Origin of the sequence: Streptomyces sp. NPDC055955, assembly GCF_042270245.1 — a bacterium.
Lineage (GTDB): Bacteria > Actinomycetota > Actinomycetes > Streptomycetales > Streptomycetaceae > Streptomyces.
Window position 1 is genome coordinate 363,223 of record NZ_JBHJYS010000008.1, and the last position, 22,662, is coordinate 385,884.

General features: G+C 71.1%; 18 protein-coding genes. 4 read left to right on the forward strand and 14 right to left on the reverse strand.

The window, feature by feature from the left end:
* Positions 1 to 41 precede the first annotated feature (41 nt).
* The 4 genes from ACFC96_RS19205 to ACFC96_RS19220 form a co-directional block, all read right to left on the reverse strand.
* Positions 42 to 2,753 carry a M4 family metallopeptidase gene (locus ACFC96_RS19205; RefSeq protein WP_376613249.1) on the reverse strand — a complete coding sequence of 904 codons (2,712 nt, stop codon included), beginning with the start codon at positions 2,751 to 2,753 and terminating at the stop codon, positions 42 to 44.
* 160 nt (positions 2,754 to 2,913) lie between these two features.
* Complete coding sequence (locus ACFC96_RS19210; RefSeq protein WP_376226405.1) at positions 2,914 to 3,951, reverse strand: hypothetical protein; 1,038 nt, start codon at positions 3,949 to 3,951, stop codon at positions 2,914 to 2,916.
* Positions 3,952 to 3,984: 33 nt separating this feature from the next.
* On the reverse strand, positions 3,985 to 4,200 hold the full coding sequence (locus tag ACFC96_RS19215; RefSeq protein WP_127831077.1) for an EF-hand domain-containing protein: 216 nt from the start codon (positions 4,198 to 4,200) through the stop codon (positions 3,985 to 3,987).
* Between the two features lie 41 nt (positions 4,201 to 4,241).
* Complete coding sequence (locus tag ACFC96_RS19220; protein WP_376259397.1) at positions 4,242 to 5,159, reverse strand: MerR family transcriptional regulator; 918 nt, start codon at positions 5,157 to 5,159, stop codon at positions 4,242 to 4,244.
* Between the two features lie 57 nt (positions 5,160 to 5,216).
* On the opposite strand from ACFC96_RS19220, the gene ACFC96_RS19225 reads away from it, so the two are divergent.
* Positions 5,217 to 5,861 (forward strand): GNAT family N-acetyltransferase, encoded by a 645-nt coding sequence (locus tag ACFC96_RS19225; protein ID WP_376613251.1) that lies wholly within the window; start codon positions 5,217 to 5,219, stop codon positions 5,859 to 5,861.
* A gap of 12 nt (positions 5,862 to 5,873) precedes the next feature.
* On the opposite strand, the gene ACFC96_RS19230 is transcribed toward ACFC96_RS19225, so the two are convergent.
* From ACFC96_RS19230 to ACFC96_RS19255, 6 genes are all read right to left on the reverse strand, one after another.
* Positions 5,874 to 7,067: a hypothetical protein gene (locus ACFC96_RS19230; RefSeq protein ID WP_376259401.1), complete on the reverse strand. Its 1,194-nt coding sequence runs from the start codon at positions 7,065 to 7,067 to the stop codon at positions 5,874 to 5,876.
* Positions 7,064 to 7,858, reverse strand: a complete 795-nt coding sequence (locus tag ACFC96_RS19235; protein WP_376613253.1) for a polysaccharide deacetylase family protein — start codon at positions 7,856 to 7,858, stop codon at positions 7,064 to 7,066. The genes ACFC96_RS19230 and ACFC96_RS19235 overlap by 4 nt, the downstream gene beginning before the upstream one ends.
* Before the next feature lie 331 nt (positions 7,859 to 8,189).
* On the reverse strand, positions 8,190 to 8,693 hold the full coding sequence (locus ACFC96_RS19240) for an ATP-binding protein (protein WP_362904523.1): 504 nt from the start codon (positions 8,691 to 8,693) through the stop codon (positions 8,190 to 8,192).
* Between the two features lie 338 nt (positions 8,694 to 9,031).
* Entirely contained in the window at positions 9,032 to 9,799 is a 768-nt protein-coding gene (locus tag ACFC96_RS19245; RefSeq protein WP_116509701.1) for an enoyl-CoA hydratase/isomerase family protein, read from the reverse strand.
* Between the two features lie 88 nt (positions 9,800 to 9,887).
* Complete coding sequence (locus ACFC96_RS19250; RefSeq protein WP_376259405.1) at positions 9,888 to 11,090, reverse strand: Ig-like domain-containing protein; 1,203 nt, start codon at positions 11,088 to 11,090, stop codon at positions 9,888 to 9,890.
* 186 nt (positions 11,091 to 11,276) lie between these two features.
* Entirely contained in the window at positions 11,277 to 12,422 is a 1,146-nt protein-coding gene (locus ACFC96_RS19255; RefSeq protein ID WP_376259451.1) for an Ig-like domain-containing protein, read from the reverse strand.
* A 222-nt stretch (positions 12,423 to 12,644) separates the two neighbouring features.
* Between ACFC96_RS19255 and glgX the strand changes: the two genes are divergently transcribed.
* Complete coding sequence (glgX, locus tag ACFC96_RS19260) at positions 12,645 to 14,942, forward strand: glycogen debranching protein GlgX (RefSeq protein WP_376613255.1); 2,298 nt, start codon at positions 12,645 to 12,647, stop codon at positions 14,940 to 14,942.
* Positions 14,943 to 14,946: 4 nt separating this feature from the next.
* Here glgX and ACFC96_RS19265 read toward each other — a convergent pair whose 3' ends face one another.
* Genes ACFC96_RS19265 through ACFC96_RS19280 form a run of 4 tightly spaced genes read right to left on the reverse strand, consistent with a single transcriptional unit; the run spans position 14,947 to position 18,602 of the window.
* The gene (locus ACFC96_RS19265; protein WP_376259408.1) at positions 14,947 to 15,591 is read right to left on the reverse strand and encodes a response regulator; all 645 of its coding nucleotides are present in this window, start codon (positions 15,589 to 15,591) and stop codon (positions 14,947 to 14,949) included.
* Positions 15,581 to 16,858 (reverse strand): sensor histidine kinase, encoded by a 1,278-nt coding sequence (locus ACFC96_RS19270; RefSeq protein WP_376613257.1) that lies wholly within the window; start codon positions 16,856 to 16,858, stop codon positions 15,581 to 15,583. Before ACFC96_RS19270 ends, ACFC96_RS19265 begins: the two co-directional genes overlap by 11 nt.
* Before the next feature lie 35 nt (positions 16,859 to 16,893).
* Complete coding sequence (locus ACFC96_RS19275; RefSeq protein WP_376259411.1) at positions 16,894 to 17,667, reverse strand: ABC transporter permease; 774 nt, start codon at positions 17,665 to 17,667, stop codon at positions 16,894 to 16,896.
* Positions 17,664 to 18,602: an ABC transporter ATP-binding protein gene (locus ACFC96_RS19280; RefSeq protein WP_376259413.1), complete on the reverse strand. Its 939-nt coding sequence runs from the start codon at positions 18,600 to 18,602 to the stop codon at positions 17,664 to 17,666. The genes ACFC96_RS19275 and ACFC96_RS19280 overlap by 4 nt, the downstream gene beginning before the upstream one ends.
* 174 nt (positions 18,603 to 18,776) lie before the next feature.
* Between ACFC96_RS19280 and ACFC96_RS19285 the strand changes: the two genes are divergently transcribed.
* Both ACFC96_RS19285 and ACFC96_RS19290 read left to right on the forward strand, forming a co-directional pair.
* Positions 18,777 to 20,624, forward strand: a complete 1,848-nt coding sequence (locus ACFC96_RS19285) for an ABC transporter ATP-binding protein (RefSeq protein ID WP_376259415.1) — start codon at positions 18,777 to 18,779, stop codon at positions 20,622 to 20,624.
* A complete protein-coding gene (locus ACFC96_RS19290) occupies positions 20,621 to 22,495 on the forward strand; it encodes an ABC transporter ATP-binding protein (protein WP_376613259.1) in 1,875 nt (624 codons plus the stop codon). The genes ACFC96_RS19285 and ACFC96_RS19290 overlap by 4 nt, the downstream gene beginning before the upstream one ends.
* Positions 22,496 to 22,662 lie beyond the last annotated feature (167 nt).

A 22,662-nucleotide genomic window follows, 5' to 3' on the forward strand; every position in this document is an offset into this window, starting at 1 on the left:
GGACTTCCGGTGGGCGCCCCCGCGAGGACGGTCGGGTCGGGCTACTCGCAGGTGCCCGCGAACGTCTTCCGGGTCACGACATCGGTCGCCGCGGCGCTCGTGTCCAGCCACGCGATGCGCTGGCCGTCCCCCAGGGAGGGGGCCATCTGCGTGCCGGAGGAGCAGGCGACGCGCTGGTAGGTGGCGGTGCCGTTCACGACGTCGGCGGTCGGCGCCACCTGCGCCTTCCAGGGGCCTGTCCAGCCGCCGAGGCCGCCCCAGATGTCGGTCGACGTGTACGCGAAGTAGTCGTCCGTGACCGAGAACTGGCCGAGGTACATCGAGTAGGGCGCCTGCAGGTGCTTCGTCAGCGTCAGGTCGCCGACCGGCGCCGACTCGATCGCGTCGCTGCGGATCAGGAAGGCCTGCGTGCCGCGCCAGAAGATCCGGTCAGAGGTGAGCTGGACGTCCGTGATCTGCCCGAACAGGAAGCCCGCCATGCGCTTGGTCTGGGTCTTGCCGGTGGCGATGTCGTACACCGTCGCGTACGTGCCGTCGGCGCCGCCGGCCCAGGCGATCGTGCCGTTCTTCATGGCGAGGCGTGCGGCCCTGGTGCCGGACTCGGGCGTCACGTTCACCGTGGTGCCGTCGGCCTTGCGCAACATGACGTCCTGCTCACCGTCGGCGGTGGTGGAGATGTAGGCGAGGGCGCCGTTCTCCGTCACCGGCTCGGTCTCGTCGGCGTCCGGGGAGTCGACGACCTTCTTGATCGCGCCCTGGCCCTTGTCGCCGGCGCCGTAGATGCCGATGCCGTCGGCGGCGACCCGGGTGAAGACGATCCGCTCGCTGTCCAGGGACGGATCGATCAAGTAGGCGTCCCTCTGGGCCAGTTCGTGGTCGGAGCGGCCGTCCTGCCTGTCGAACCGGCCGACCGTGATGCCGAACGCGGCGCCACCCCGGTCCCAGGCGACGGCGTCGCCGTGCCCGATGGCGTAGACATCGCCGCTGATCTGCGCGGCCTGCTCGTCGATGCCGCCGTAGACCTCGTAGGCGGGCAGTACGTCGGCGCCGATGGTGGTGCCGTCGTGGGTGCCGCCCTTCTGCTCCCAGCCCTGCTCGATGCCGTGCCCGTCGAAGGCCTTCTTGACGGCGGCCATGTCGGCGTCGGAGACCTTCAGCGACTTGGCGGCGAGGGTGACCGCGTTGCGCATGTCGGTGAAGCCGGACAGCGGGGTCAGATAGTTCTGCGCGGCTCGGTACACGATCCGGTCCGCGAGCTTCGTGTCGAGCGCCTTGCGCATGTCCCACAGGGCGCCGCCGACAATGGTGGAGTTGTAGTGCACTCCCCCGTTGTCGATGTCGAGCGGGATCGGCTCGAAGTCCTTCTGGGCGCTGCGGCCGTCGTTAAGGTCGCGCAGCGCGCACTCGTCGAGCGGCTTGGTGCCGTTGCAGAGGTACTCGCCGACGAGGCCGGACGTCGGGTCGCTCATCGCGATGCCCTTGTCGGCGGTCTCCATGGCGTTGCCGAAGTAGTCGGATATCGCCTCGTTGAGGGCGCCCGACTGGTTCAGGTAGACGAGCCCCGCGGAGTGCTCGGTGACACCGTGCGTCATCTCGTGGCCGACCACGTCCAGGCCCACGGACAGCGGCACGCCGTCCATGTGGCCGTAGACCATCTTGTCGCCGTCCCAGAACGCGTTGGCGTAGTCCTTGCCGTTGGAGGCGACGTTGACGACGGAGTAGATGCTGCCGCCCTTGCCGTCGATGCCGTCGCGGCCGATCTCGTCCTTGTAGAACTCGTAGACCTTGGCGGCGTTGAGGTGGGCGTCGACCGCACCGGACGAGGTGTTCGTCCCGTCGAAGCGGTCGGTGGCGGACTTCACCAGCGGTACGTCGTCCGTGACCGGGCCGCCCGCGACGTCGAGGTAGCTCTTGCGCTGGGCGTCGTAGGTGCGGATCTGGCCGCCGGTGACGGGGTACATGGCGCGCGTCGAGTCGACCAGCGTGTACGAGCCGTCTGCCTCCTTGTCGGCCTCCAGCTTCACCTCGCTGCCGTCGACGCGGACACCCGTGGCCTGCGCGGGAGCGGCGTCGGCGGCGTCGATGTTGTTGTACGAGAGGGCGAGCGCGCCGACCCGGGCGTCGACATAGACCTCCTGGCGGACCGGGCTGCCGTCCCTCTTGGCGCCGGTGACGGTGAAGTGCCAGGCGAGGCGGCCGCCGTTCGCGTCGGGCAGGACGGAGAGGCCGTGGGCGGCCGTCTTCGCGCCCCGGACGCCTCGCAGGTTGCCGTCGAGGACGGTCAGGCGGTGCTTCGCCGTCGCCTCGTCGACCTTCGGGGTGGTGGAGACCGTGAGGTCGGTGTACAGGGTGCCGGTGGCGGAGGTGACCTGCTGCCCGTCGCCGGACCGCTGGGTCTGCACCGCGTATTCGGCGCCGAACACCGGGACACCGTCGCGCTGTTGGCGGAAGCGGACCGTGGTCTGTGCGCCGTCCTTGGTGGTGCGACCCGTCTTCAGGTCGGAAGTCGCCACCTTGTAGGTGTCCCGGTGGTCCTTGAGGTGGGCGCGGGCGGCCTGGGCCGGGGTGCCGCTCCGGGCCTCCTTGTCGAGACCCTGCGTCATGGCGGGTGCCACCGGGGCCGGTGCGCCCGTCGCCGGGGTCGTGCCCGGTGCCTCGTCGGCGGCCCACGCAGGCCCGGTCAGCAACGCTGTGCCGGTGGCGGCAGCCACCACCCCCGCTGCCACCACCCGGCGTATCGGTCTCTTTGCCACGGCGTCCTCCCCATCACACACAGGAACGTGGAGCTCAATGGCCCCACGTGATCGGTGAGTTGATGGTTCGCCACGACAGGTGTCCGCTACAAGGGATCCCGTGTGGCGTGAAGTGGCCCTGGCGTAAACGCGCCTCGACGCCGGGTTCGACGACGAGACCTCAGTCCAGCCAGCCCACGCGGGCGGCGTGAGCGCCGAGCTGGAAGCGGGTGCTCGCGTCCGCCCGCGCCATCAGGGCGTGCAGCCGCCGCTGGACGGTCCGGTGCCCCATGCCCAGCTGCCGGGCGATGGCGACGTCGGTCAGGCCGGCGTGCAGCAGGGCGAGGATCCGCCGGTCGAGCCGGTCGAGCTGCCGACCGGGGGTCTCCTCGGCACCGGGTGCCCCCTCGGCGTCGTCCGCACGCAGTGGCCTGGCCCGCTCGTAGCACTGCTCGAACAGCGATTGCAGCGCGGTCAGCAGTCCACTGCGGTGCACGACGAGGGCGATCGGCTCGGTCTCGTCGCGCTCCGGGTGCATCGGCAGCAGCGCCGTGGCCCGGTCGGCGATGATCAGCTTGATCGGCACCCGGTCGGCGACGGAGACGCTCTGTCCCTGCTCCACGATCTGCGCGACCGAGGCGGCGGTGTCCGGCCGGTCGAACCAGCCGAGCTCCACGACCGAGCGCAGCAGCACACCCCGGGCCATGGAGTCACGCTCGACCTCTTCGATGCCGTCCTCGACGGAGAGCGCCACGGGGGCGTCCCGCATGGGAAGCAGTGAGCAGACCTCGTACTGGGCCTGACGCCCCATGGCGAGGAGACGGCGGCGGATCGCTGCGGCCCCGGACAGCATCTCGACGGGTGCGCCCGACGCGCGGACCTGCGCGGCGCGGTGCCGTTCGGACAGCTCCGTGACGAAGTGCTCGACCTGGTAGAGGGCGCCCCTGCGCGCTTCGAGCAGCGGGCCGAGCGCGAGCACCGGGGAGGTGGCGCGGTAGCGCGGGGCGCCCGCTCCGTCCGGCAGCCGGGCGCTGACCAGTCCCCGCTCGACGAGGACGTCGAGCGCGCGCGTCACGTCATACGCGCTCAACGGGCCGGTGAGCACGTCCGGCTCACTGTCCGGCCGATCGACGAGGGCCCGGTAGACGGCGTCCTCCTCCGGGCCGAGCCCGAGGAGGGTGAGCAGCGAAGCGTCCGCGAGTCCCGGCACCTCGGGCACCGGGACTCGCGGACGTGGCTGGGGTCTCAGCGCTCAGGCCTTGTTCAGGTTCGCCCAGAACTCGTCGAACGAGAGGACCTTGTCCCCGTTGGCGTCCTGCCGGGCGATGAGCGCCTCGGCGACCGACTCGGTGACGTTGAAGTCGCCCATCTGAGCCATCGCGCTCTTGTACTCGGCCGCCGTGATGAAGCCGTCGCCGTCCGCGTCGAACCGCTGGAACGCCTTGCGTGCTTCCTCGATGTCCGCCACCGGGTCCACCCCTTCTTGCTGTAACACTGACGGAGGTCAGATTAACGGGCGGTACGAGCGCGCAGTGCGGCGACCACCCACGCGAACTCCTCGTTGTGCCGGGGCAGCGTCTCCAGGCCCCGCACCAGGGACACCAGGTCGCGGAAACGGGCCACGTCGTCGTTGGCCGCCGCCTCCATGCGCTCCAGGACCGCGGCCAGGTCGGCGCCGGCGCCGAGCAGCCCCCGCAGCACCTCTTCCGCCTCGGGCGACTCGGGCGCGACGCCGCGCTCCCGCGCCTCCCCGGCGAGCTGCACCAGGCGGCTCATGAACCACAGCGAACTGCCCGGCGGCACGTCGGGACCCCGGTCGGCGGCGTTGAACTCGATCATGCTGCGCATGTGCGCCCGGAAGGCCGGGTCCTGCATCAGCTCGGCCAGCTCCACCCACGCGTCGACCTGCTCGGTCGTCGGATCGTCCGGCAGGTCGGGGACCATGACCCGCATCCGGGTGCGGATGTCCGGGTCGGCGGCGTCCAGGCCGCCGAAGGTCTGCTCCATGAAGTCGTCGATGATGTGCTTGCGCTCGGCGGCGCTCAGCCGCGCCAGCTTGTTCATCAAGGCCATCTCCTCTGCGCTCGAGTTCCTCTTCGCGACGCTCGAAAGGACGGCCCGGTTCAGCCGCAGCGAGCGGATCTGCGCATCCAGCGCCGCCACGTGCGCGGCGGCCACGGACGCGATGTCCGACTCCCCGTCCACCACGCTGCGCACGTCGTCCAGGCCGAGGCCCAACTCCCGCAGGGTGCGGATGAGTTCGAGCCGGGCGAGGGACCGCACGTCGTACAGTCGGTAGCCGCCCGAGCTGCGTCCGACGGGTGGCAGGGCGCCCACGTCGGACCAGTAGCGGATGGTGCGCACCGACAGGCCGGTGCGCCGGGACAGCTGCCCGATGGTGAGCAGCCGCGGGCCGTCGTCGATCATGTCGAGGAGTCTGGGCCTTCCAGTGGGTGGAGACTCAAGCGAGCCGAGGGGAACGCCATGCCGGGCACTGTGCGCAACATTCTGGACGCTGCGGCGCGAGGGGTCTTCCCCCCGCCGGACGGGGGCACGACGGTGGTGCCGCAGGCGGATCACCGGGACGCGGGTGTGCTGTCCTTCACCGCCCACTCGGTGGTGTTCACGGACGAGGACCCGGGATGGGTGCACGAGACGTTGCGCGGTCTGGACTGCGATCCGCTGGCGGCGACGATGAATCCGCGGTTCCTCGGCGCGCTCATGGAGCGGACCGGGCGCCGTCACGACACGACGGACCTGCTCACGGTGGCTCCGGCGCTGCCGGGCGGGCCGCCGGTGGCCCTGGAGGAGATCGCGGACCCGGACCATCCTCGGGTGGTGCGGGCGCGGACACGCCGCGACGACGTGCGGATGTGGGCGGCGGACGGCGGGGTGCTGGTCCTCGGGCGCGGCGTCGCGGGCCGCTGGGAGACGGCGATCGAGGTCGACGAGGAGGCGCGCCACCGGGGCCTCGGCCGGCTCCTCGCGGTGTCCGCCCGGCATCTGGTGCCGGACGGCGGGCCGGTGTGGTCCCAGCAGTCCCCCGGGAACGCCCGCAGTGTGCGGGCGTTCCAGGCGGCCGGTTACCGTCCCGTCGGCGCGGAGGCGCTGTTCACCGCGCCCCGGTAGCGGAACCGGTTCCTAGCGGAAGATGCCGGTGTGGCCGAGCGAGTAACGGCCGGGCTGCGGGTACACGGCCAGACCGTGCGGGCCGCTCCCGACGGGGATGCGGGCGATCTGCTTCCCCGTGCGCGTGTCGATGGCGTAGACCTCGGCGTCGTAGCGGCCGGACAGCCAGAGGATCTTGCCGTCGGAGGAGACGCCGCCCATGTCGGGGCTGCCGCCGCCGGGCAGCGTCCACTTCTTGGTCAGCTTGTTCTTCGCGAAGTCGAAGATGGAGATGGTGCCCTCGCCGCGGTTGGAGATGTACATCTCGCGGGAGTCCCGGCTGACGTAGAGCCCGTGGGCGCCCTTGCCGGTGGGCAGGAGCTTGGGGGTGGTGAAGTTCTTGCCGTCGAGGACCCACACGCCGTTGGCCACCATGTCGGCGATGTAGAACGTCTTGCCGTCCGGGGAGATCTTGACGTCCTGCGGCATCGCGCCCTTGAAGGGCAGCCGCTCCTGGGCGACGACCTTCATCTTCGCGGTGTCGACCTTGAGGAGTTCGCCGCTGAACTCGCAGGAGACGATGAAGTACCGGCCGTCGGCCGAGAAGTCGGCGTGGTTGACGCCGTAGCAGCTGACGGGCACGGTCTTGACCGTCTTCATGGTGTGCGCGTCACGGAAGACCAGCTCACGGTCGAGCGAGGCCATCACGATGGAGTACTTGCCGTCGGGCGTGAAGTAGAGGTTGTACGGGTCGTGCACGTCCACCGTCCTGCCGGCCCTGCCGGTCTTCGGGTCGATGGGCGTGAGTGTGTTGCCCCTGTCGTTGTTGACCCACAGCGTCTTCATGTCCCAGGACGGCACGACGTGCTGCGGCTGCCTGCCGACGGGGATCGTCTCGATGACCTTGTACGTCTTGGGGTCGATGACGGAGACGGTGTCGGACTCGGTGTTGGGCACGTAGACGCGGGACGGGAAGTCCTTGACGGCCGGCGACAGCTTGCCGGGGCGGTCGGCGGCGTAGAGGTCCTTGGGGTCGAGGACGGGCGGCATGCCGGGCAGTCCCTGTTCGGCCGGCTTCGGCTTCGGCTCGGCGGCCTTCACCCCGTGTGTGCCGAGCGCCTCGGTGGCCCGGTGCGCCTTGGGCTCGGCGCTGCAGCCCGCGAGGGCGCCGAGAACGGTGGCGGCGGCGATCAGTGCTGCGGTGGTGCGGGTGCGGCGCGGTGTCATGTCAGCAGCTCCGTGGTGGTCACCGCGGCCAGGCCACGGCGGTCGAGGTCTTCCAGGAGGGCGGGCAGCGCGGCGACCGTGTCCGCGTAGCCGAAGTGCAGGCTCACGACGGAGCCGTCGCGGATCTCCGAGGTGACTTTGCGGGTCACCTCGGCGGCGCCCGGCGAGGTGAAGTCGAGGGAGTCGACGTCGTACGACAGGACGTGCGGGTAACCGGCCGCGGCGGCCAGGCTCTCGACGAGCGGCGTCGCCCGCTGGGCGCGCGAGGGCCGGAACCAGGTGCCGATGGAGCCGGTGAGCCGGCGGATGCGGTCGGCGCAGCCGGTGATCTGCGCTCGCGCCTCGGCCTCGGGCATCGTGTTGATGTCTCGGTGGTTCAGGGTGTGGTTGCCCAGGTCGTGACCGCCGTCGAGGATGCGCCGGGCCACGGCGGGGTGCTCGTCGAGCCAGGTGCCCACGGCCAGGACCGTCACCCTGGCGTGGGCGCGCTCGGCCTCCTTGAGGAGCGCGTACGCGATCGCCGGGTCGCCCTGGCCGTGGAAGGTGAGGGCGACGCGGGGGCGGTCGCGGGGGCCGTGGTCGATCTGGGCGGGCTGCTTGGGGAAGCGGCGGGGGCCCGGGGCCTCGGGGGCGGCGCGCGCGGGATGGGCCGGGCTCGCGGAGTGGGCCGGACTCGCGGAGTGCCCGGCGGCCACCGGGTCGTGGGCCGTGGTGGAGCAGCCGGTGGTGAGGGCGGCGGCGGTGAGTCCGGCGCCGAAGCGGAGGGCTCCGCGGCGGTCGGTCGTGGTCACCCGTCACATTCAAGTCCAATACGACACAAAAGGAACTTATCGACCCGAGGGTCTTAACAAATACTGGACGGGGTTATTAATAAATCTTCATTTTCCAGGTTCGTGGCCCACATCACCGAGGATTCATTTGGCCACACGGGCCGAGGTCTGCCATAGTCGAGATCACGACCCCCATTGACCCGGGCTCGGTCGTCGACAGCGGCCGTGGACAACACCCCCCACCGTCCACGGCGCTCCACGAAAGCCCCCGCGGCGCCTCACAAGGCGAAAACGGGGGCTTTCGTGTGCTCCCGAACGCCCCCGGCATCCGTGCCGCCGCCGGGCCCCGCACTCAGCGGTCGGCGACCCGCATCTCGAACCAGGTGGTCTTGCCGCGCGGCAGCAGATCCACACCCCAGCGGTCGGAGAGCTTGTCGACCAGACAGAGTCCGCGCCCGCTGATGTCGAGCTCATGGACGGGCATCAGACAGGGGAGGCCGCGCGAGGGGTCCCGCACCTCGACCCTGATCCAGCCGCGCCTGCGGACCATCCGTAACCCGAAGATCCTGGCCCCCGTGTGCCGCACCGCGTTGCCGACGAGCTCGGAGACGAGCAGCACGACGTCCTCGGTCACCTTCGGGGAGAGCCCCCAGTGCCGCAGGACGACCACCTGGGCGAGCCTGCGCGCGGTCGCCGCCGACTCGGGCCGCGACGGCAGCGGCACTTCCGCCTCGGCCGGATTCCCGAACAACTCCAGTGCTTTCAGAGCTCGTTCGTCCTCGACCGCAGGCGACCAGCGCGCCGCGGTCGCACTCCCGTGCCTCCGCGGCTGTTCGATACCCTCCAGCCCCGCCATGCCCCCCATCATGGCTGCCCAGAGCGCCTTCCGGGGCCGTTCCTACCGAATAAGCCCCCCGGAACCTTCCATTCCGGGGGGCCGGTTTGGCATATGACGCTGGCAGTTAGACCCTTGCCGCACACCCGCTGAGCTGCGACGATCGCGCGATTCGACCCGATCACCGGCCTCGGCGACCCCGACGGCCTTAAGGTTCCCTTAAGGCTCCGATAAACCGCCCCAACGGGGGACAACGGTGAGACATCCCGTCAACTGCAAGTGGATCAGGGGAAGTTGATACGGGCTTCTCCCGCCGTCCGTGAGCTCGCGCACCGGCGCCGGGCACACGGGCGCACCGGCTAGAGGAACTTGGCCTTGCCCGGGCCCTCTTCGACGAAGCTCCGCATGCCGCGCTCGCGGTCCTCGGTGGCGAACAGGCCCGCGAACCAGTTCCGCTCGACCGCGAGACCGGTGTCGATGTCCGTCTCCAGGCCCACGTCGATGGACTCCTTCGCGGCGCGCAGCGCGAGCGCCGGCCCCTGCGCCAGCTTCGCGGCCCAGGCGTGCGCCTGCTCGTAGACCTCCGCGGCGGGCACGACCCGGTCCACCAGGCCGATGGCGAGGGCCTCCTCGGCCTTCACGTGGCGGCCGGTGAAGATGAGGTCCTTCGCCTTGGAAGGGCCGACCAGGCGCGCGAGGCGCTGCGTGCCGCCCGCGCCGGGGATCAGGCCGAGCAGGATCTCGGGCTGTCCGAGCCGGGCGTCGTCGGCGGCGATGCGGAAGTCGGCGCACAGCGCGAGCTCGCAGCCGCCGCCCAGCGCGTAGCCGGTGACCGCGGCGACGACCGGCTTGGGGATGCGCGCGACGGCCGTGAACGAGTCCTGCAGGGCGCGGGAACGCACGATCATGGCCGCGTGGTCCATGGCCTGCATCTCTTTGATGTCCGCGCCCGCGGCGAACGCCTTGTCGCTGCCGCGGACGACCACGGCGCGCACGTCGTCGCGGCGCGAGGCCTCCTCGGCGAGCTCCTTGATGCGGTCCTGGGTGGCGATGTCCAGAGCGTTCATCGGCGGCCGGTCGAGCCGGATCGTGCCGACGCCTTCGGCGACTTCGAGGTAGGCAGTCATGGACAGCAGGTTAGTGCGCGTTAACGGGAGAGGCCCGGTGCACTTGGTCACAGTGCGCCGGGCCTCTTCGCTCAGGGGCGGAAGCGGGTCAGGCCTTCCACTTCTCCCAGGACATGTTCCAGCCGTTGAGGCCGTTGTCCGGGGCCACCGTCCGGTCCTGCGAGTTCTTCACCTCGACGACGTCACCGATCATCGAGCTGTTGAAGAACCAGGCCGCGGGCACCTTGCTGTCGTAGCCGCCGCGCACGTCGCGCAGGCCCACGCAGCCGTGGCTGGCGTTGTAGTTGCCGAAGGCGCCGCCGCCCCAGTAGTTGCCGTGGATGAACGTGCCGGACGTCGTCAGGCGCATCGCGTGCGGTACGTCCTTGATGTCGTACTCGCCGCCGTAGCCCACCGTTTCGCCGTTCATACGGGTCACGGTGAGCTTCTCGCTGATGACCATCCGGCCGTTCCACGTGGAGTAGCCCGGCTTGCCCGTGGTGATCGGGACCTTCTTGATCGTCTTGCCGTCGCGCTTCACGGTCATCATGTGCGTCTTGGCGTCGACCGTGGAGACCTGGCTGCGACCGATCGTGAACTTCACGGTCTTGGCCTGCTTGCCGTAGACACCCGGCCGGCCCTCGACGCCGTCGAGGTTGAGCTTGACGGTCACCTTGGTGCCCGCGGCCCAGTACTTCTCGGGGCGGAAGTCGAGGCGGTCGTTGCCGAACCAGTGGCCCTCGACCGGCACGGACGGCTCCGTCTTGATCTCGATGGCCTTCTCCACGTCCTCCGGGTGCGTGATGCCCCGTGTGAAGTGGACCGAGAACGGCATGCCGACGCCGACCTTCGAGCCGTCCTCCGGCGTGAACTGGCCGATGAACGTGTTCTTCGGGACCAGTGTCGTGAACGCGACGTCCTTGGCGGACGCGCGGCCCTCGGAGTCCTTGGCGACCGCGTGGACCTTGTACTTGGTGGAGGCGGCCAGGTGGTGGGCGGGCGTCCACCCCGCACCGCCGTCCACGATCTTCCCCTCGACCGGGTTGCCCTTGGTGTCGGCGACCTTCACCTCGGTCAACTTGCCCTTGGCGGCGGTGATCCGGAGGTCTCCGCTGGTGGCCACACCGTCCGCGCCGTCCTTCGGGGTGATGGTGACGACGGCCTGTGACGGCTTGTTGGTGTCCGCCTTTCCCGACTCGCCGCCCTTGCCGTCGTTCCCCGTACCGGAGCCGCCGCCCCCTCCGCCGCAAGCCGTGGCCAGCAGCAGAGCGGCCCCCAGCAGAGCCCCCGATATCGGTCGTCGCCCGTTCACGATCTCGTCTCCCCTCGCGCAAGGCCGGTCAGGCCCGCACCCCAGCGCGTCCTAGCGCGCACTGCGACAGGTAACCACACGACCTGCGGTTATGGATCCCCAGGTATGTCACCGTTCAGTCCCAACTGATCCGGCGTCAAAGGGGCGTGGGGTGAGGCGTGGGCCGGGCCGGCCGGCCGCGGGGGCTCAGTGCTTGACCGTGCCCGCCTTCCAGTCCTTCCAGTTCATGTTCCAGCCGCTGAGGCCGTTGTCGGGTGCGACCACCTTGTCCTTGCTGTTGACCACTTCGATGACGTCGCCGACGAGGGTGTGATCGAAGAACTGACCCGCGGGCGAATCCGAACTGCCGCCCCGGTCATCGGCCAGTCCGATGCAGCCGTGACTGATGTTGCGTTCGCCGAAGGCGTCCGATGTCCAGTAGTTGCCGTGCAGGAACGTTCCGGATGTGGTCAGCCGGATGGCGTGCGGCACGTCGGGGACGTTGTACTCGCCGCCGAACCCGACGGTGCGGCTGTCCATCCGGGTCATCTCGAGCATCTCGCTGACGACCATCTTCCCGTTGTACGTGGGGGTCTTGGTGGCCCCGGCGGTGATGGGGATGGTGTTCACGAGTTCACCGTCGCGGCGTACCTCCATGGTGTCGTCGTCCACGTCCACCAGGCTGGTCTGGCTGCGGCCGATGGTGAAGGCGATCTTCTTGTGCTGCACGCCGTACACACCGGGGGACGACTCCACGTCGCGCAGCCCCAGGTCGACGGAGACCTCGGTGCCCGGCTTCCAGTACTCGCGCGGCCGGAAGTCGAGGCGGGACTTGCCGAACCAGTGCGGGGCGATCTCCACGGCGGGCTTCGCCGTGACGCGGATGGCGCGTTCGACGGCGGCGCGGTTCTCGATGCCCCGGTTGAACTGGAGCGAAACGATCATGCCGGTGCCGACCGTGGACCGGTCCTCCGGAGTGACGTAGCCGACGAACCGCTTGGCGGGGACGGACGTCGTGAAGGTGGTGTGGCGGGCCGAGCGGTGACCGTCCCCGTCGCGAGCGACCACGTCCACGGTGTACTGGGCGGCGCGCGAGAGCTGCCGTTCGCCGGTCGGCCGCCATCGCGTGCCGTCGTCGTCGATCCGGCCCTGGACCGGGGCCTGCTCTCCGTCCTGGAGCTTCACGACCTTGACCGATTGCAGGCGCCCGTCCGGCACCGTCACCTCGATCGACTGGTCGGCCGCTACGTTCTTGGCCCCGTTCGCCGGGACGACCTTGATTGCTTCCTCGGGGGACCCCGGCTTGCCGAGCAGATCTTCCGCGGCGGTGCATCCGGTGACTCCGGTCAGCATCACCGCCCAGCTCAGTACGGCGGCCAGGGTGGCCCCTGCGCTTCTCACAGTTGTTCTCACACCCGATCAACGACCGTCACCCCGCCGGGGAAACGTGAGTGCGACCCAAGCTCTGGGCAGAACACTGGGGAGGACGACGCGACGGGGAGCCGCGGCCGGGACGCCGCACGCCCTTCCCCTGCCGGTGGCGCCGGCCCGACCGAGCCGCGGGAGGCATGACAGGTGGCGAGCGCACCCGAGCAGGAGGCACCACAGGATGCCCTGGTGGAACGGCCCGCGGGGCTTCCGCAGGCGCGCTCCGCGACCGAACGCAGGAGCCGCCGCACGAGAGAGAGGCCGCCGCCCGTCGAGCCGGTGTGGCCGGGCGCCCCGACCCCGCTGGGCGCGCGCTTCCGGGTTGGGCCGGATGGCACGGCGGGCACCAACTTCGCCCTCTGGGCGGGCGGCGCGGAGTCGGTCGACCTCTGCCTCTTCGATGACGCGGGGCGCGAGCGGCGCGCCCCGCTGACCGAGCTGACGCACGAGATCTGGCACGGCTTCGTACCGGACGTGCTGCCGGGGCAGCGGTACGGGTTCCGGGTGCACGGCCGCTGGGACCCGTGGACGGGGGCTCGCTGGAACCCCGCGAAGCTGCTGCTCGACCCGTACGCGCGGGCCGTGGACGGGGACTTCGTGCTGCCGCCCGAGGTCTACGGCCATATGCGCGACTGGCCCGAGCAGCATGTGGCCGACACCGTGCGCGACGACCGGGACTCGGCCCCGTTCGTCCCCAAGGGGGTGGTCGTGCACGACGAAGCTCCCGACGACGAGTGGACCGACGACCGGCGGCCGAAGACGCCGTGGGCGGACTCGGTGATCTACGAGCTGCATGTGAAGGGGTTCACCCAGCGGCATCCGGGGATCCCCGAGGAACTGCGGGGGACGTACGCGGGGCTCGCGCATCCCGCGGCCGTGGAGCATCTGGTGAAGCTGGGCGTGACGGCGGTCGAGCTGCTTCCCGTGCACCAGTTCGCCCACGAGGACCATCTGCTCGGGCGGGGCCTGAGCAACTACTGGGGCTACAACTCCATCGGCTACTTCGCCCCGCACGCGGCGTACGCGGCGTCGGGGACGGGCGGGCAGCAGGTCGGTGAGTTCAAGCGGATGGTGCGGGCGCTGCACGAGGCCGGCATCGAGGTCATCCTCGACGTGGTCTACAACCACACGGCGGAGGCGGGCGAACTCGGCCCGACGCTGTCCCTGAAGGGCATCGACAACCGCGGCTACTACCGCCTCCAGGGCGACGCACGCCGGTACGCGGACTACACGGGCTGCGGCAACACCCTGCACGTCGTGCAGCCGCACGTGCTGCGCCTGCTCACCGACTCGCTGCGCTACTGGGTGACGGAGATGGGCGTGGACGGCTTCCGCTTCGACCTGGCGGCGGCGCTCGCCCGCTCGATGCACGACGTGGACATGCTGTCGCCGTTCCTCGCGGTGATAGCGCAGGACCCGGTCCTGCGGCGGGTGAAGCTGATCGCGGAGCCCTGGGACGTGGGTTCGGGCGGCTACCAGGTCGGCGCCTTCCCACCCCTGTGGACCGAGTGGAACGACCGCTACCGCAATGCCGTACGGGACTTCTGGCGCGGCGCCCTGCCCGATGTGCGGGACCTGGGCTACCGCCTGTCCGGGTCGAGCGACCTGTACGCGTGGGGCGGGCGCCGCCCGTACGCGTCGGTCAACTTCGTCACCGCCCACGACGGGTTCACGCTGCGCGACCTGGTGTCGTACGGCCGCAAGCACAACGAGGCGAACGGCGAGGGCAACCGCGACGGCACCGACGACAACCGGGCCTGGAACTGCGGCGTGGAGGGCGAGACGGCCGACGAGGGCGTACTCGCCCTGCGCAGACGGCAGTTGAGGAATCTGGTGACGACGCTGCTGCTGTCCACCGGGGTGCCGATGCTCGTCGCCGGTGACGAGCTGGGGCGGACCCAGCGCGGCAACAACAACGCGTACTGCCAGGACAACGAGATCAGCTGGGTGGACTGGTCGCTCCTCGAAGAGCCGGGCTGGCGGGCCCTGTTCGACCTCACGTCGCGGCTGATCGCGCTGCGGCACACCCATCCGGTGCTGCGGCGGCGCGCGTTCTTCTCGGGGCGCGCGCACTCGGCGGACGGGCTGCGGGACCTCGCGTGGTTCACGGCCGGCGGTACGGAGATGACGGAGCGGGACTGGTACGCCCCCGCGGCCACGCTCGGGATGTACCTCTCCGGGCGCGACATCCCCGGCCGTGACGCGCTGGGCACGCCCGTCACGGACGACAGCTTCCTGGCGGTCCTGCACGCCGGGGACCGGCCGGTGAGCTGTGTCCTGCCCGCCGGACCGTGGGCACGGGCGTACGAGGTCGTGGTGGACACGTCGCTGGAGGAGCAGCAGGACGCACCGGCGGTGACCCACGCGGCGGGGGCGGTCATCACCGTGCCGGGGCGCACCGTCCTGCTGCTGCGGGTGCTCCCCTCAAACGACGGGGAGGGCTGAACCTCTAGCCGAGGATCTTCCGGTCGTACGCGACGGCGACCGCCGCCGCGCGGTCCTTCACGCCCAACTTGCCGTAGACATGCGTGAGATGGGTCTTCACCGTCGCCTCGCTGATGAACAGGACGCGGGCGATCTCCTTGTTCGACGTGCCCTTGGCGACCAGGGCGAGGACCTCGCGCTCACGGGCCGAGAGGGGTTCGTCGGCGGGGGCGGCCGGGGTGCGGACCGCGGTGACCAGGCGGGAGGCGACCGCCGGGGACAACACGGTGCGGCCGTCGGCGGCGGCGCGCACGGCCGTGAACAACTCCTCGCGCGGGGCGTCCTTGAGGAGGTAGCCGGTGGCGCCCGCCTCGATCGCGGGCAGCGTGTCCGAGTCCGTGTCGTACGTGGTCAGGACGAGGACGCGGGAGCGGGCACCGCGGCGGGTGAGTTCCTTGATGGCGTCGACGCCGTTCCCGCCGGGCATGCGCAGGTCCATGAGGACGACGTCCGGGTCGAGGCGGGCGGTCAGTTCGAGGGCCTCGACGCCGTTCGACGCCTCACCGAGGACCGCGAAGTCGTCGGCCGACTCGAACATGCCGCGCAGGCCGTCCCGTACGACGGGGTGGTCGTCGACGATCAGCAGGGAGATGCGGGAGTCACTGGTCATGGCGGACCAACGGTACGCGAGCCGAGACGGCCGTGCCGCCGCCGGGCTCCGACTCCACCGTCAGCGCGCCCGCGATGCGTTCGGCCCTGGCCCGCATCCCGTCGAGGCCGAACCCGCCGGTGCCGGTGCGGGCGGGCAGCTCCAGAGGGTCGAAGCCGCGGCCGTCGTCGCGTACGTCGAGGGTGACCTCGCCCGCCATGTACGAGAGGGTCACGCCGAGCCGTCCGGCGTGGGCGTGCCGGGCGGCGTTCGACAGGGCCTCCTCGGCGATGCGCAGCAGGGTCGCCTCGATCTCGTCGTGCAACTGCTCGGTGGTGCCGGTGACGGTGAACTCGGCGCGTACACCGGTGCGCCGCGACCACTCCGTGACGGTCTTCTTCAGCGCCTCGGACAGGGAGGCGTTCTCCAGGGCCGCCGGGGAGAGGTTGTGCACGGAGCGGCGGGCCTCGCCGAGGCTGTGCCGGGCGAGGTCGGCGGCGCGGTCGAGGTGCTGGCGGGCCTGTTCCGGGTCGGCGGTGCCCGCGACGACCTGGAGCTGGGCGATGATCCCGGTCAGGCCCTGCGCGATGGTGTCGTGGATCTCGGCGGCGAGCCGGCGGCGCTCGTCGGCGACGCCGGCTTCCCGCGCCTGGACGAGGAGTTGGGTGTGCAGCGCGGCGTTCTCGCTCATGGCGTCCTGGAGGGCCTTGTTCGTGCGCTCCAGTTCGGCGATGGTCTCGGCCTGGACGCGGTTGCGCTCCTCCTCCTTGACGTTGATGTGCATCATGACGGAGACGAGACCCGTGTTCACGGCGAGCAGCGCGCCGAAGACGGCCCAGGTGAGCGGGCTCCTGGGCGGGAACCCGCCGGCCTCGGAGCCCGCCATGACGACGGCCGTGGCGAACAGTCCGGTGCGCACGAACCGGCGCGGCAGCAGCCGGTCGGCGCTGAAGTAGCCGATGACGGCGTAGAACACGAAGAACGGGTTGAGCCAGGCCAGGACGAAGGCGATGGCCCAGCGCACCGTGTAGTAGCCGGCGCCCGACGCGGAGGGGCCGGGGTGGCGCAGTGCCCTCCTGCCCCACACGCTCTCCAGGAGCAGGGCCGCCGCGACGAGGGCGCCGGCGAGATACCACTGGGCCCGCTCCCGGCCCATGCCGGCGATGTCCGACGTCGCCAGGACCAGGGGGAGGCTGAAGGCCAGCAGGGCGTAGGGGCCGTAGCGGTGGAAAGCGGCCCACCGCTGCCGGATGGTGGTGTCCATCGCGCCGGTGCCTTGCATGTCCATCGCTCCAGTCTGCACGGGCCGGGTTCCGCACACGCTCACTCCCAGCGGAACCAGCGCGCGGACGCGGCGGTCAGGACCACGGCCCACGCGGCGATCACGGCCAGGTGGGACCAGGACGGCCAGTCACCCGCCGCGGCCTGGTTCATGGCCTGGGCCGCGGCGCCGAACGGCGTGAGCTCGACGATGTTCGCCAGCGCCGTGGGCATCGACTGCACGGGCAGCCACACACCGGCGCAGAACATGCTCGGGAAGAACACGGTGGAGCCGATGGCGCTCGCGACCTTGGCGGTGCGGGCGCGGGCGGAGACCAGCGCGCCGAGCGACAGGGCGACGACGACGGACAGCAGCAGGGCAAGGAGATACCCGAAGGCCTGCTGCGGCAGCCTCACGTCGAACGCGAGCCGCCCGATGGCGAGCGAGAGCAGCGACGAGGCGAGCGCGGCGGCACCGTGGATGGTCATCTGCGCGCCGAGCAGCGCGGGCGGCTGCACCGGCGTGGTCGACATGCGGCGCAGGATGCCGCGCTCCCGATAGCCGGCGATGACCGGTGCCATCGCCTGCAGGCCCGCGACGATCATCGGGAGCAGCACGGTGATGGGGACGTACGCGTCGATGAGGCGCAGACCGGCCGGGCCGGAGTCGGCCTCCCGGAACGCGGGGATGGAGCCGAGGATCACGAGCAGGGCCGGCGGGAAGACCATGACACCGAAGAGGCTGCCGGGTTCGCGCAGGAAGAGGCGGACCTCGCTCCTGAGGACGGCCGAGTTGGCTCCGCGGCCACGGACGAGGGTGGCGGTGGTGGTGCTCATGACTGGGTGGCTCCCGTCAGGTCCAGGAACGCGTCGTCCAACGTGGCGTCGGACACGCGGAGTTGGTGGGCCGTGATGTGGTGGCGGGCGAGCAGCGTGATGACGGCGTTGACCGTCTCGTCGGTGCCGCCCAGGGTGACGCGGCCGTCCCGGTGCTCCACGGACGCGAGCGCGGGCAGGTTCCGCAGCGCCTCCTCGTCGAGGGGCGCGGACGGCGTGAACGACATGACGGTGGAGCCCGCGGCACGGCTGATGAGGCCCGCCGGGGTGTCGAGCGCGGCGATCCTGCCCTTGTCGATCACGGCGATCCGGTCGCAGAGGCGCTGTGCCTCCTCCATGAAGTGCGTGACGAGCAGGACGGTGACGCCGCTGTCGCGGACGTCCTCGATGAGCTGCCAGGTGTCGCGGCGGGCGCGCGGGTCGAGGCCGGTGGTCAGCTCGTCGAGGACGACGACCCGCGGGTTCCCGATCAGCGCGAGCGCGATGAACAGGCGCTGCTTCTGACCGCCGCTGAGCTTCGCGAACCGGGTGCCGAGCTTGTCCGTGAGGCGCAGGCGCTCGGCCAGGGGGCGCCAGTCGGCCGGGTTCGGGTAGAACGCCGCGTACAGTTCGAGCGCCTCGCGGACGGTGAGTTTCGCCTGGAGTTCGCTCTCCTGGAGCTGGGCGCCGAGGATCTCGGTGACGCGGTCGTGGTCGGCGACGGGGTCGAGGCCGGCGACGCGGACGCGGCCGGCGTCGGGGACGCGCAGCCCCTCGACGCACTCCACCGCGGTCGTCTTGCCGGCGCCGTTCGGGCCGAGGATGCCGAAGATCTCGCCCTCCCCGACGGTGAACGAGAGGTCGTCGACGACGGCCCGCCCTGCGTAGACCTTGCGGAGCCCGGCGACCTCGATCAGGGGCCTGTCGCCCCGTACTGCGCTGTGTGTCGTCGTCATGCTCCGAGAATCCCGGCGCGGGCTCCTCGGCGGCATCGCCCATCGCGCTCGAAAGGGCATCAGCCGATCGGTTGATACGGCGCTACGACCCCTGCGGGGCGGGCCGGGGCCCGGGGCCGGGTTCGCCGGAAACCCGGTGGGCGTTGTCAGTGCCGATCCGTAGTCTCACTCCTGATGCCCACTACACATGCACCGGCCACGGACCCCGACCAACTCGTCCCGGCGGCACAGCAGTCCGCCGTCCGCACGCTGCTGCGCCTGTGGCCGTACGTACGGCCGGTGCGGGCGCGCTGGGCGGGGGCGGCGACGGTCGCCGTGGTCGCCTCCTGTCTGTCACTCGTCTTCCCCATCGTCCTGAAGTGGATCGTGGACGGGCCGGTCACGGACCACGACCCGGGCGGGGTGTGGCTGGGCGCGGGCATGCTGCTGGCCCTCGGGGTCGCCGAGGCGCTGCTCTTCGGGCTGAGACGGTGGCTGGTGGCGCGGCCGCTGGCGGGGGTCGAGGCGGCCATGCGGGGGGATCTGTACCGGCATCTCCAGCGGCTGCCCGTCGCGTTCCACGACCGGTGGGCCTCGGGCCAGCTGCTGTCACGCGGGACGACCGACCTCATGGTCGTCCGCATGTTCCTGGCCTTTCCGCTGACGTTCCTGATCGTCAACGGCGTGACGATCGTCGCCGGGTTCGTGCTGCTCATCGCGCAGGACTGGGGGCTCGGCCTCGTCCTGCTGGCGCCCGCGCCGCCGCTGATGGTGCTCTGCTACCGCTTCGAGTCGAAGTACGCGGCGGCCGCGCGCCGCGCCCAGGACCAGGTCGGGGATCTGACCACGGTGGTCGAGGAGTCCGTGCTCGGGATCCGGATCATCAAGGGGTTCGGGCGGCACCGCAGCCAGGCGCGGGCCTTCCGTGACCTGTCGCGCACGCTGCGCGGGACCGAGCTCACCAAGGCGCGGCTGCTCGCGGGGATCCTCGGCGTCATCACGCTGCTGCCGGAGCTGGCGCTCGGGGCCGCGCTGGTGCTCGGGTCCGTGCAGGTCGCGGACGGGAAGCTGTCCGCGGGGACGCTGGTGGCGTTCCTGTCCACGGCCCTCGCGCTGCGCTGGCCGATCGACTCGATCGGGTTCCTGCTCGCCATGAGCCAGGAGGCGGCGACGGCGACCCGGCGGTTCTTCGAGGTCATGGACGAGCCCGAGGAGAGCGAGGAGATCTCGGGCACGGGCGCCCCCGCGACGCAGGACGGTGCGGGCGGGCTGCGGTTCGAGGGGGTCCGCTTCCGGTACCCGGACGCCCCCGACGCGTCCGAGCCCGTCCTGGAGCGGATCGATCTGCATGTGCGCTCCGGGGAGACCATGGCGCTCGTCGGGGCGACCGGCAGCGGCAAGACGACCCTGACCGCGCTCGTGCCCCGGCTGCACGAGCTCACGGGCGGGCGGATCACGCTCGACGGGCGGGACATCGGGTCCATGGAGCGCGAGGAGTTGCGCACCCTCGTCTCCGTGGCCTTCGAGGAGCCGACGCTGTTCTCGGCCTCCGTCGCGGAGAACGTGCTGATGGGCGCGGTCGAGGCGGACGCCGCACAGCTCGACCGGGCGCTCGGCGTCGCGCAGGCCGGGTTCGTGAAGGCGCTGCCGGACGCGGCCGGTACGCAGGTCGGCGAGCAGGGGCTCAGCCTCTCCGGCGGGCAGCGGCAGCGGCTCGCGCTCGCCCGCGCGGTCGTGGGAAGCCCGCGCTTCCTCGTGCTCGACGACCCGCTGTCCGCGCTCGACGTGCACACGGAGGCCCTGGTGGAGGCGGCCCTGCGGGAGGTGCTCGCCGCGAGCACGGCACTCGTCGTCGCGCACCGGCCGTCGACGGTGCTGCTCGCCGACCGCGTCGCCCTCCTGTCGGGCGGGCGGATCACCGCCGTGGGCACGCACCAGGAACTGCTGCGCGCGAACGCGGAGTACCGGCATCTCATGTCCGGTGCGGACCCGGAGAGCGAAGACGACGGACCACACGGGCCGGAGGGGAAGGGCACGCGATGACCACGACGACGAAGCCGGACCGTACGCCGCAGGATCCGGCCGCCGAGGACGGCGGGGAACCGCGGCTCCCCTCCCCCGGCGACCCCTTCGACCAGGACGACCTGCCCACCCCCAAGGGCGCGACCGGCGCGTTGCTGCGCTCCCTGCTCGCGCCGAGCCGGCGCACGGTGTGGCTCGCCGTGCTGTGTCTGCTGATCCAGCAGGCCGCCGTGCAGGCGGGGCCGCTGCTCGTCGCGTACGCCATCGACAGCGCGGTGCCCGCCTTCCGCGCCGACGACCACGGCCCGCTGATCGCGGTGGCGGTCGGCTATCTCCTGGCGGCGTCCTGCTCCAGCCTCTTCCAGTTCGCGTTCGTACAGGTGTCGGCGCGGGTGAACCAGAACGTGCTGCTCGATCTGCGCGGCCGCATCTTCCGGCACGCGCAGGCCCTCAGCGTCGACTTCCACGACCGCTACACGTCCGGGCGGCTCATCTCCCGTGCGACGACGGACGTCGAGTCGCTGCGCGAGCTGCTCGCCGAGGGGCTCCAGGAGCTCATCAACATCATCCTGGCCTCCGTGTACATCACGGCGATGCTGCTCTGGCTCGACGTCGGCATCGGCGCGGTGGCCGCCCTGTCGTTCCTGCCGCTCTCCTTTCTGATCCAGCGCTACCGGCGGCGCGCGGCCCGGGTGTACGCGGAGCGGTCATCGGCGATCGCGCGCGTCATCGTGAAGTTCGCCGAGACGATGAACGGGATCAGGCCGGTGCGCGCCTTCCGCCGCGAGCGCGCCAACGACGCGGACTTCGCCGGGCTGAACCACCGCCACGAACGGGTCAACGGTGACGCGCTGCTCGAGATGGCGCGCTATGTCGTCGGCTCCCGTCTCCTCGCGAACACCGCGGTGGCCGGAATGGTCCTGTGGGGCGCCTACCGCGTCGCCGACGGCACCCTCGAACTGGGCGTCCTCGCGGCCGCCGTGCTGTTCGTCCGCCGTCTGTACGACCCCATCGACCGGCTCGCGATGTTCCTCAACTCCTACGAGTCCGCGGCCGCTTCGCTGCGGAAGATCGCGGGGCTGCTGCACCAGACGCCGACCGTCCCGGAGCCGTCGTCGCCGCGCGATCTGCCCGAGCTCGCCGGCGACCGTCCCGGCCGCGAGGTCGTCTTCGACCAGGTCTCGTTCGGTTACCGCACCGGCGGCGAGGTGCTCCCCCGCTTCGACCTCACGCTGCCCGCGGGACAGACGGTCGCCGTGGTCGGCTCCACGGGCGCCGGGAAGTCGACGCTGGCCAAGCTCCTGGCCCGCTTCTACGACCCCTCGGCGGGCCGGGTCCTGCTCGACGGCGTCGACCTGCGCGACCTGGGCACGGCCGAGCTGCGGCGGGGCGTGGTGATGGTGACGCAGGAGGCGTTCCTGTTCTCCGGCACGGTCGCCGAGAACATCGCGATCGGCCGGCCCGAGGCGAGCCGCGAGGAGATCGAGCGCGCGGCGAAGGCGATCGGCGCGCACGACTTCATCACGGCGCTCCCGGACGGCTACGACACGGATGTGCGCAAACGCGGGGGTCGAATTTCGGCCGGGCAGCGTCAGTTGGTCGCGTTCGCACGCGCGCTGCTCGCCGACCCGGCGGTCCTGATCCTCGACGAGGCGACGAGCTCCCTGGACATCCCCGGCGAGCGGGCGGTGCAGCGCGCGATGCACACGGTGCTGCGCGGCCGTACCGCGGTCGTCATCGCGCACCGGCTGTCCACGGTGGAGATCGCCGACCGTGTTCTGGTCATGGAACACGGGCGGATCGCCGAGGACGGCACACCGGACCAACTGATCTGCGGTACAGGAGCGTTCGCCGATCTGCATCGCGCCTGGCGGGAGAGCGTGGTCGGCTGAGCCGCGGCCCGGACGCGGCCCCTCCGCGCCCGGGCGACAGCTCCGTATATCGAACGTGAACCTCCGGGCAACGGACCGTTTCCGGCCAACATAATGACGCGCTCCTGACAGACAACGCTCTCTGCTGCCACTCTTCCCTCGGCCTCGCACAGCTGTCCCACAGCCGA

What these genes read in the sequence shown, in the direction of transcription:
- ACFC96_RS19220 (WP_376259397.1), bottom strand. Translation starts at nt 5,159, where the DNA reads ATGATCGACGACGGCCCGCGGCTGCTCACCATCGGGCAGCTGTCCCGG.
- ACFC96_RS19225 (WP_376613251.1), top strand. Translation starts at nt 5,217, where the DNA reads ATGCCGGGCACTGTGCGCAACATTCTGGACGCTGCGGCGCGAGGGGTC.
- ACFC96_RS19230 (WP_376259401.1), bottom strand. Translation starts at nt 7,067, where the DNA reads ATGACACCGCGCCGCACCCGCACCACCGCAGCACTGATCGCCGCCGCC.
- ACFC96_RS19240 (WP_362904523.1), bottom strand. Translation starts at nt 8,693, where the DNA reads ATGGCGGGGCTGGAGGGTATCGAACAGCCGCGGAGGCACGGGAGTGCG.
- ACFC96_RS19245 (WP_116509701.1), bottom strand. Translation starts at nt 9,799, where the DNA reads ATGACTGCCTACCTCGAAGTCGCCGAAGGCGTCGGCACGATCCGGCTC.
- ACFC96_RS19255 (WP_376259451.1), bottom strand. Translation starts at nt 12,422, where the DNA reads ATGCTGACCGGAGTCACCGGATGCACCGCCGCGGAAGATCTGCTCGGC.
- ACFC96_RS19265 (WP_376259408.1), bottom strand. Translation starts at nt 15,591, where the DNA reads ATGACCAGTGACTCCCGCATCTCCCTGCTGATCGTCGACGACCACCCC.
- ACFC96_RS19270 (WP_376613257.1), bottom strand. Translation starts at nt 16,858, where the DNA reads ATGGACATGCAAGGCACCGGCGCGATGGACACCACCATCCGGCAGCGG.
- ACFC96_RS19275 (WP_376259411.1), bottom strand. Translation starts at nt 17,667, where the DNA reads ATGAGCACCACCACCGCCACCCTCGTCCGTGGCCGCGGAGCCAACTCG.
- ACFC96_RS19280 (WP_376259413.1), bottom strand. Translation starts at nt 18,602, where the DNA reads ATGACGACGACACACAGCGCAGTACGGGGCGACAGGCCCCTGATCGAG.
- ACFC96_RS19285 (WP_376259415.1), top strand. Translation starts at nt 18,777, where the DNA reads ATGCCCACTACACATGCACCGGCCACGGACCCCGACCAACTCGTCCCG.
- ACFC96_RS19290 (WP_376613259.1), top strand. Translation starts at nt 20,621, where the DNA reads ATGACCACGACGACGAAGCCGGACCGTACGCCGCAGGATCCGGCCGCC.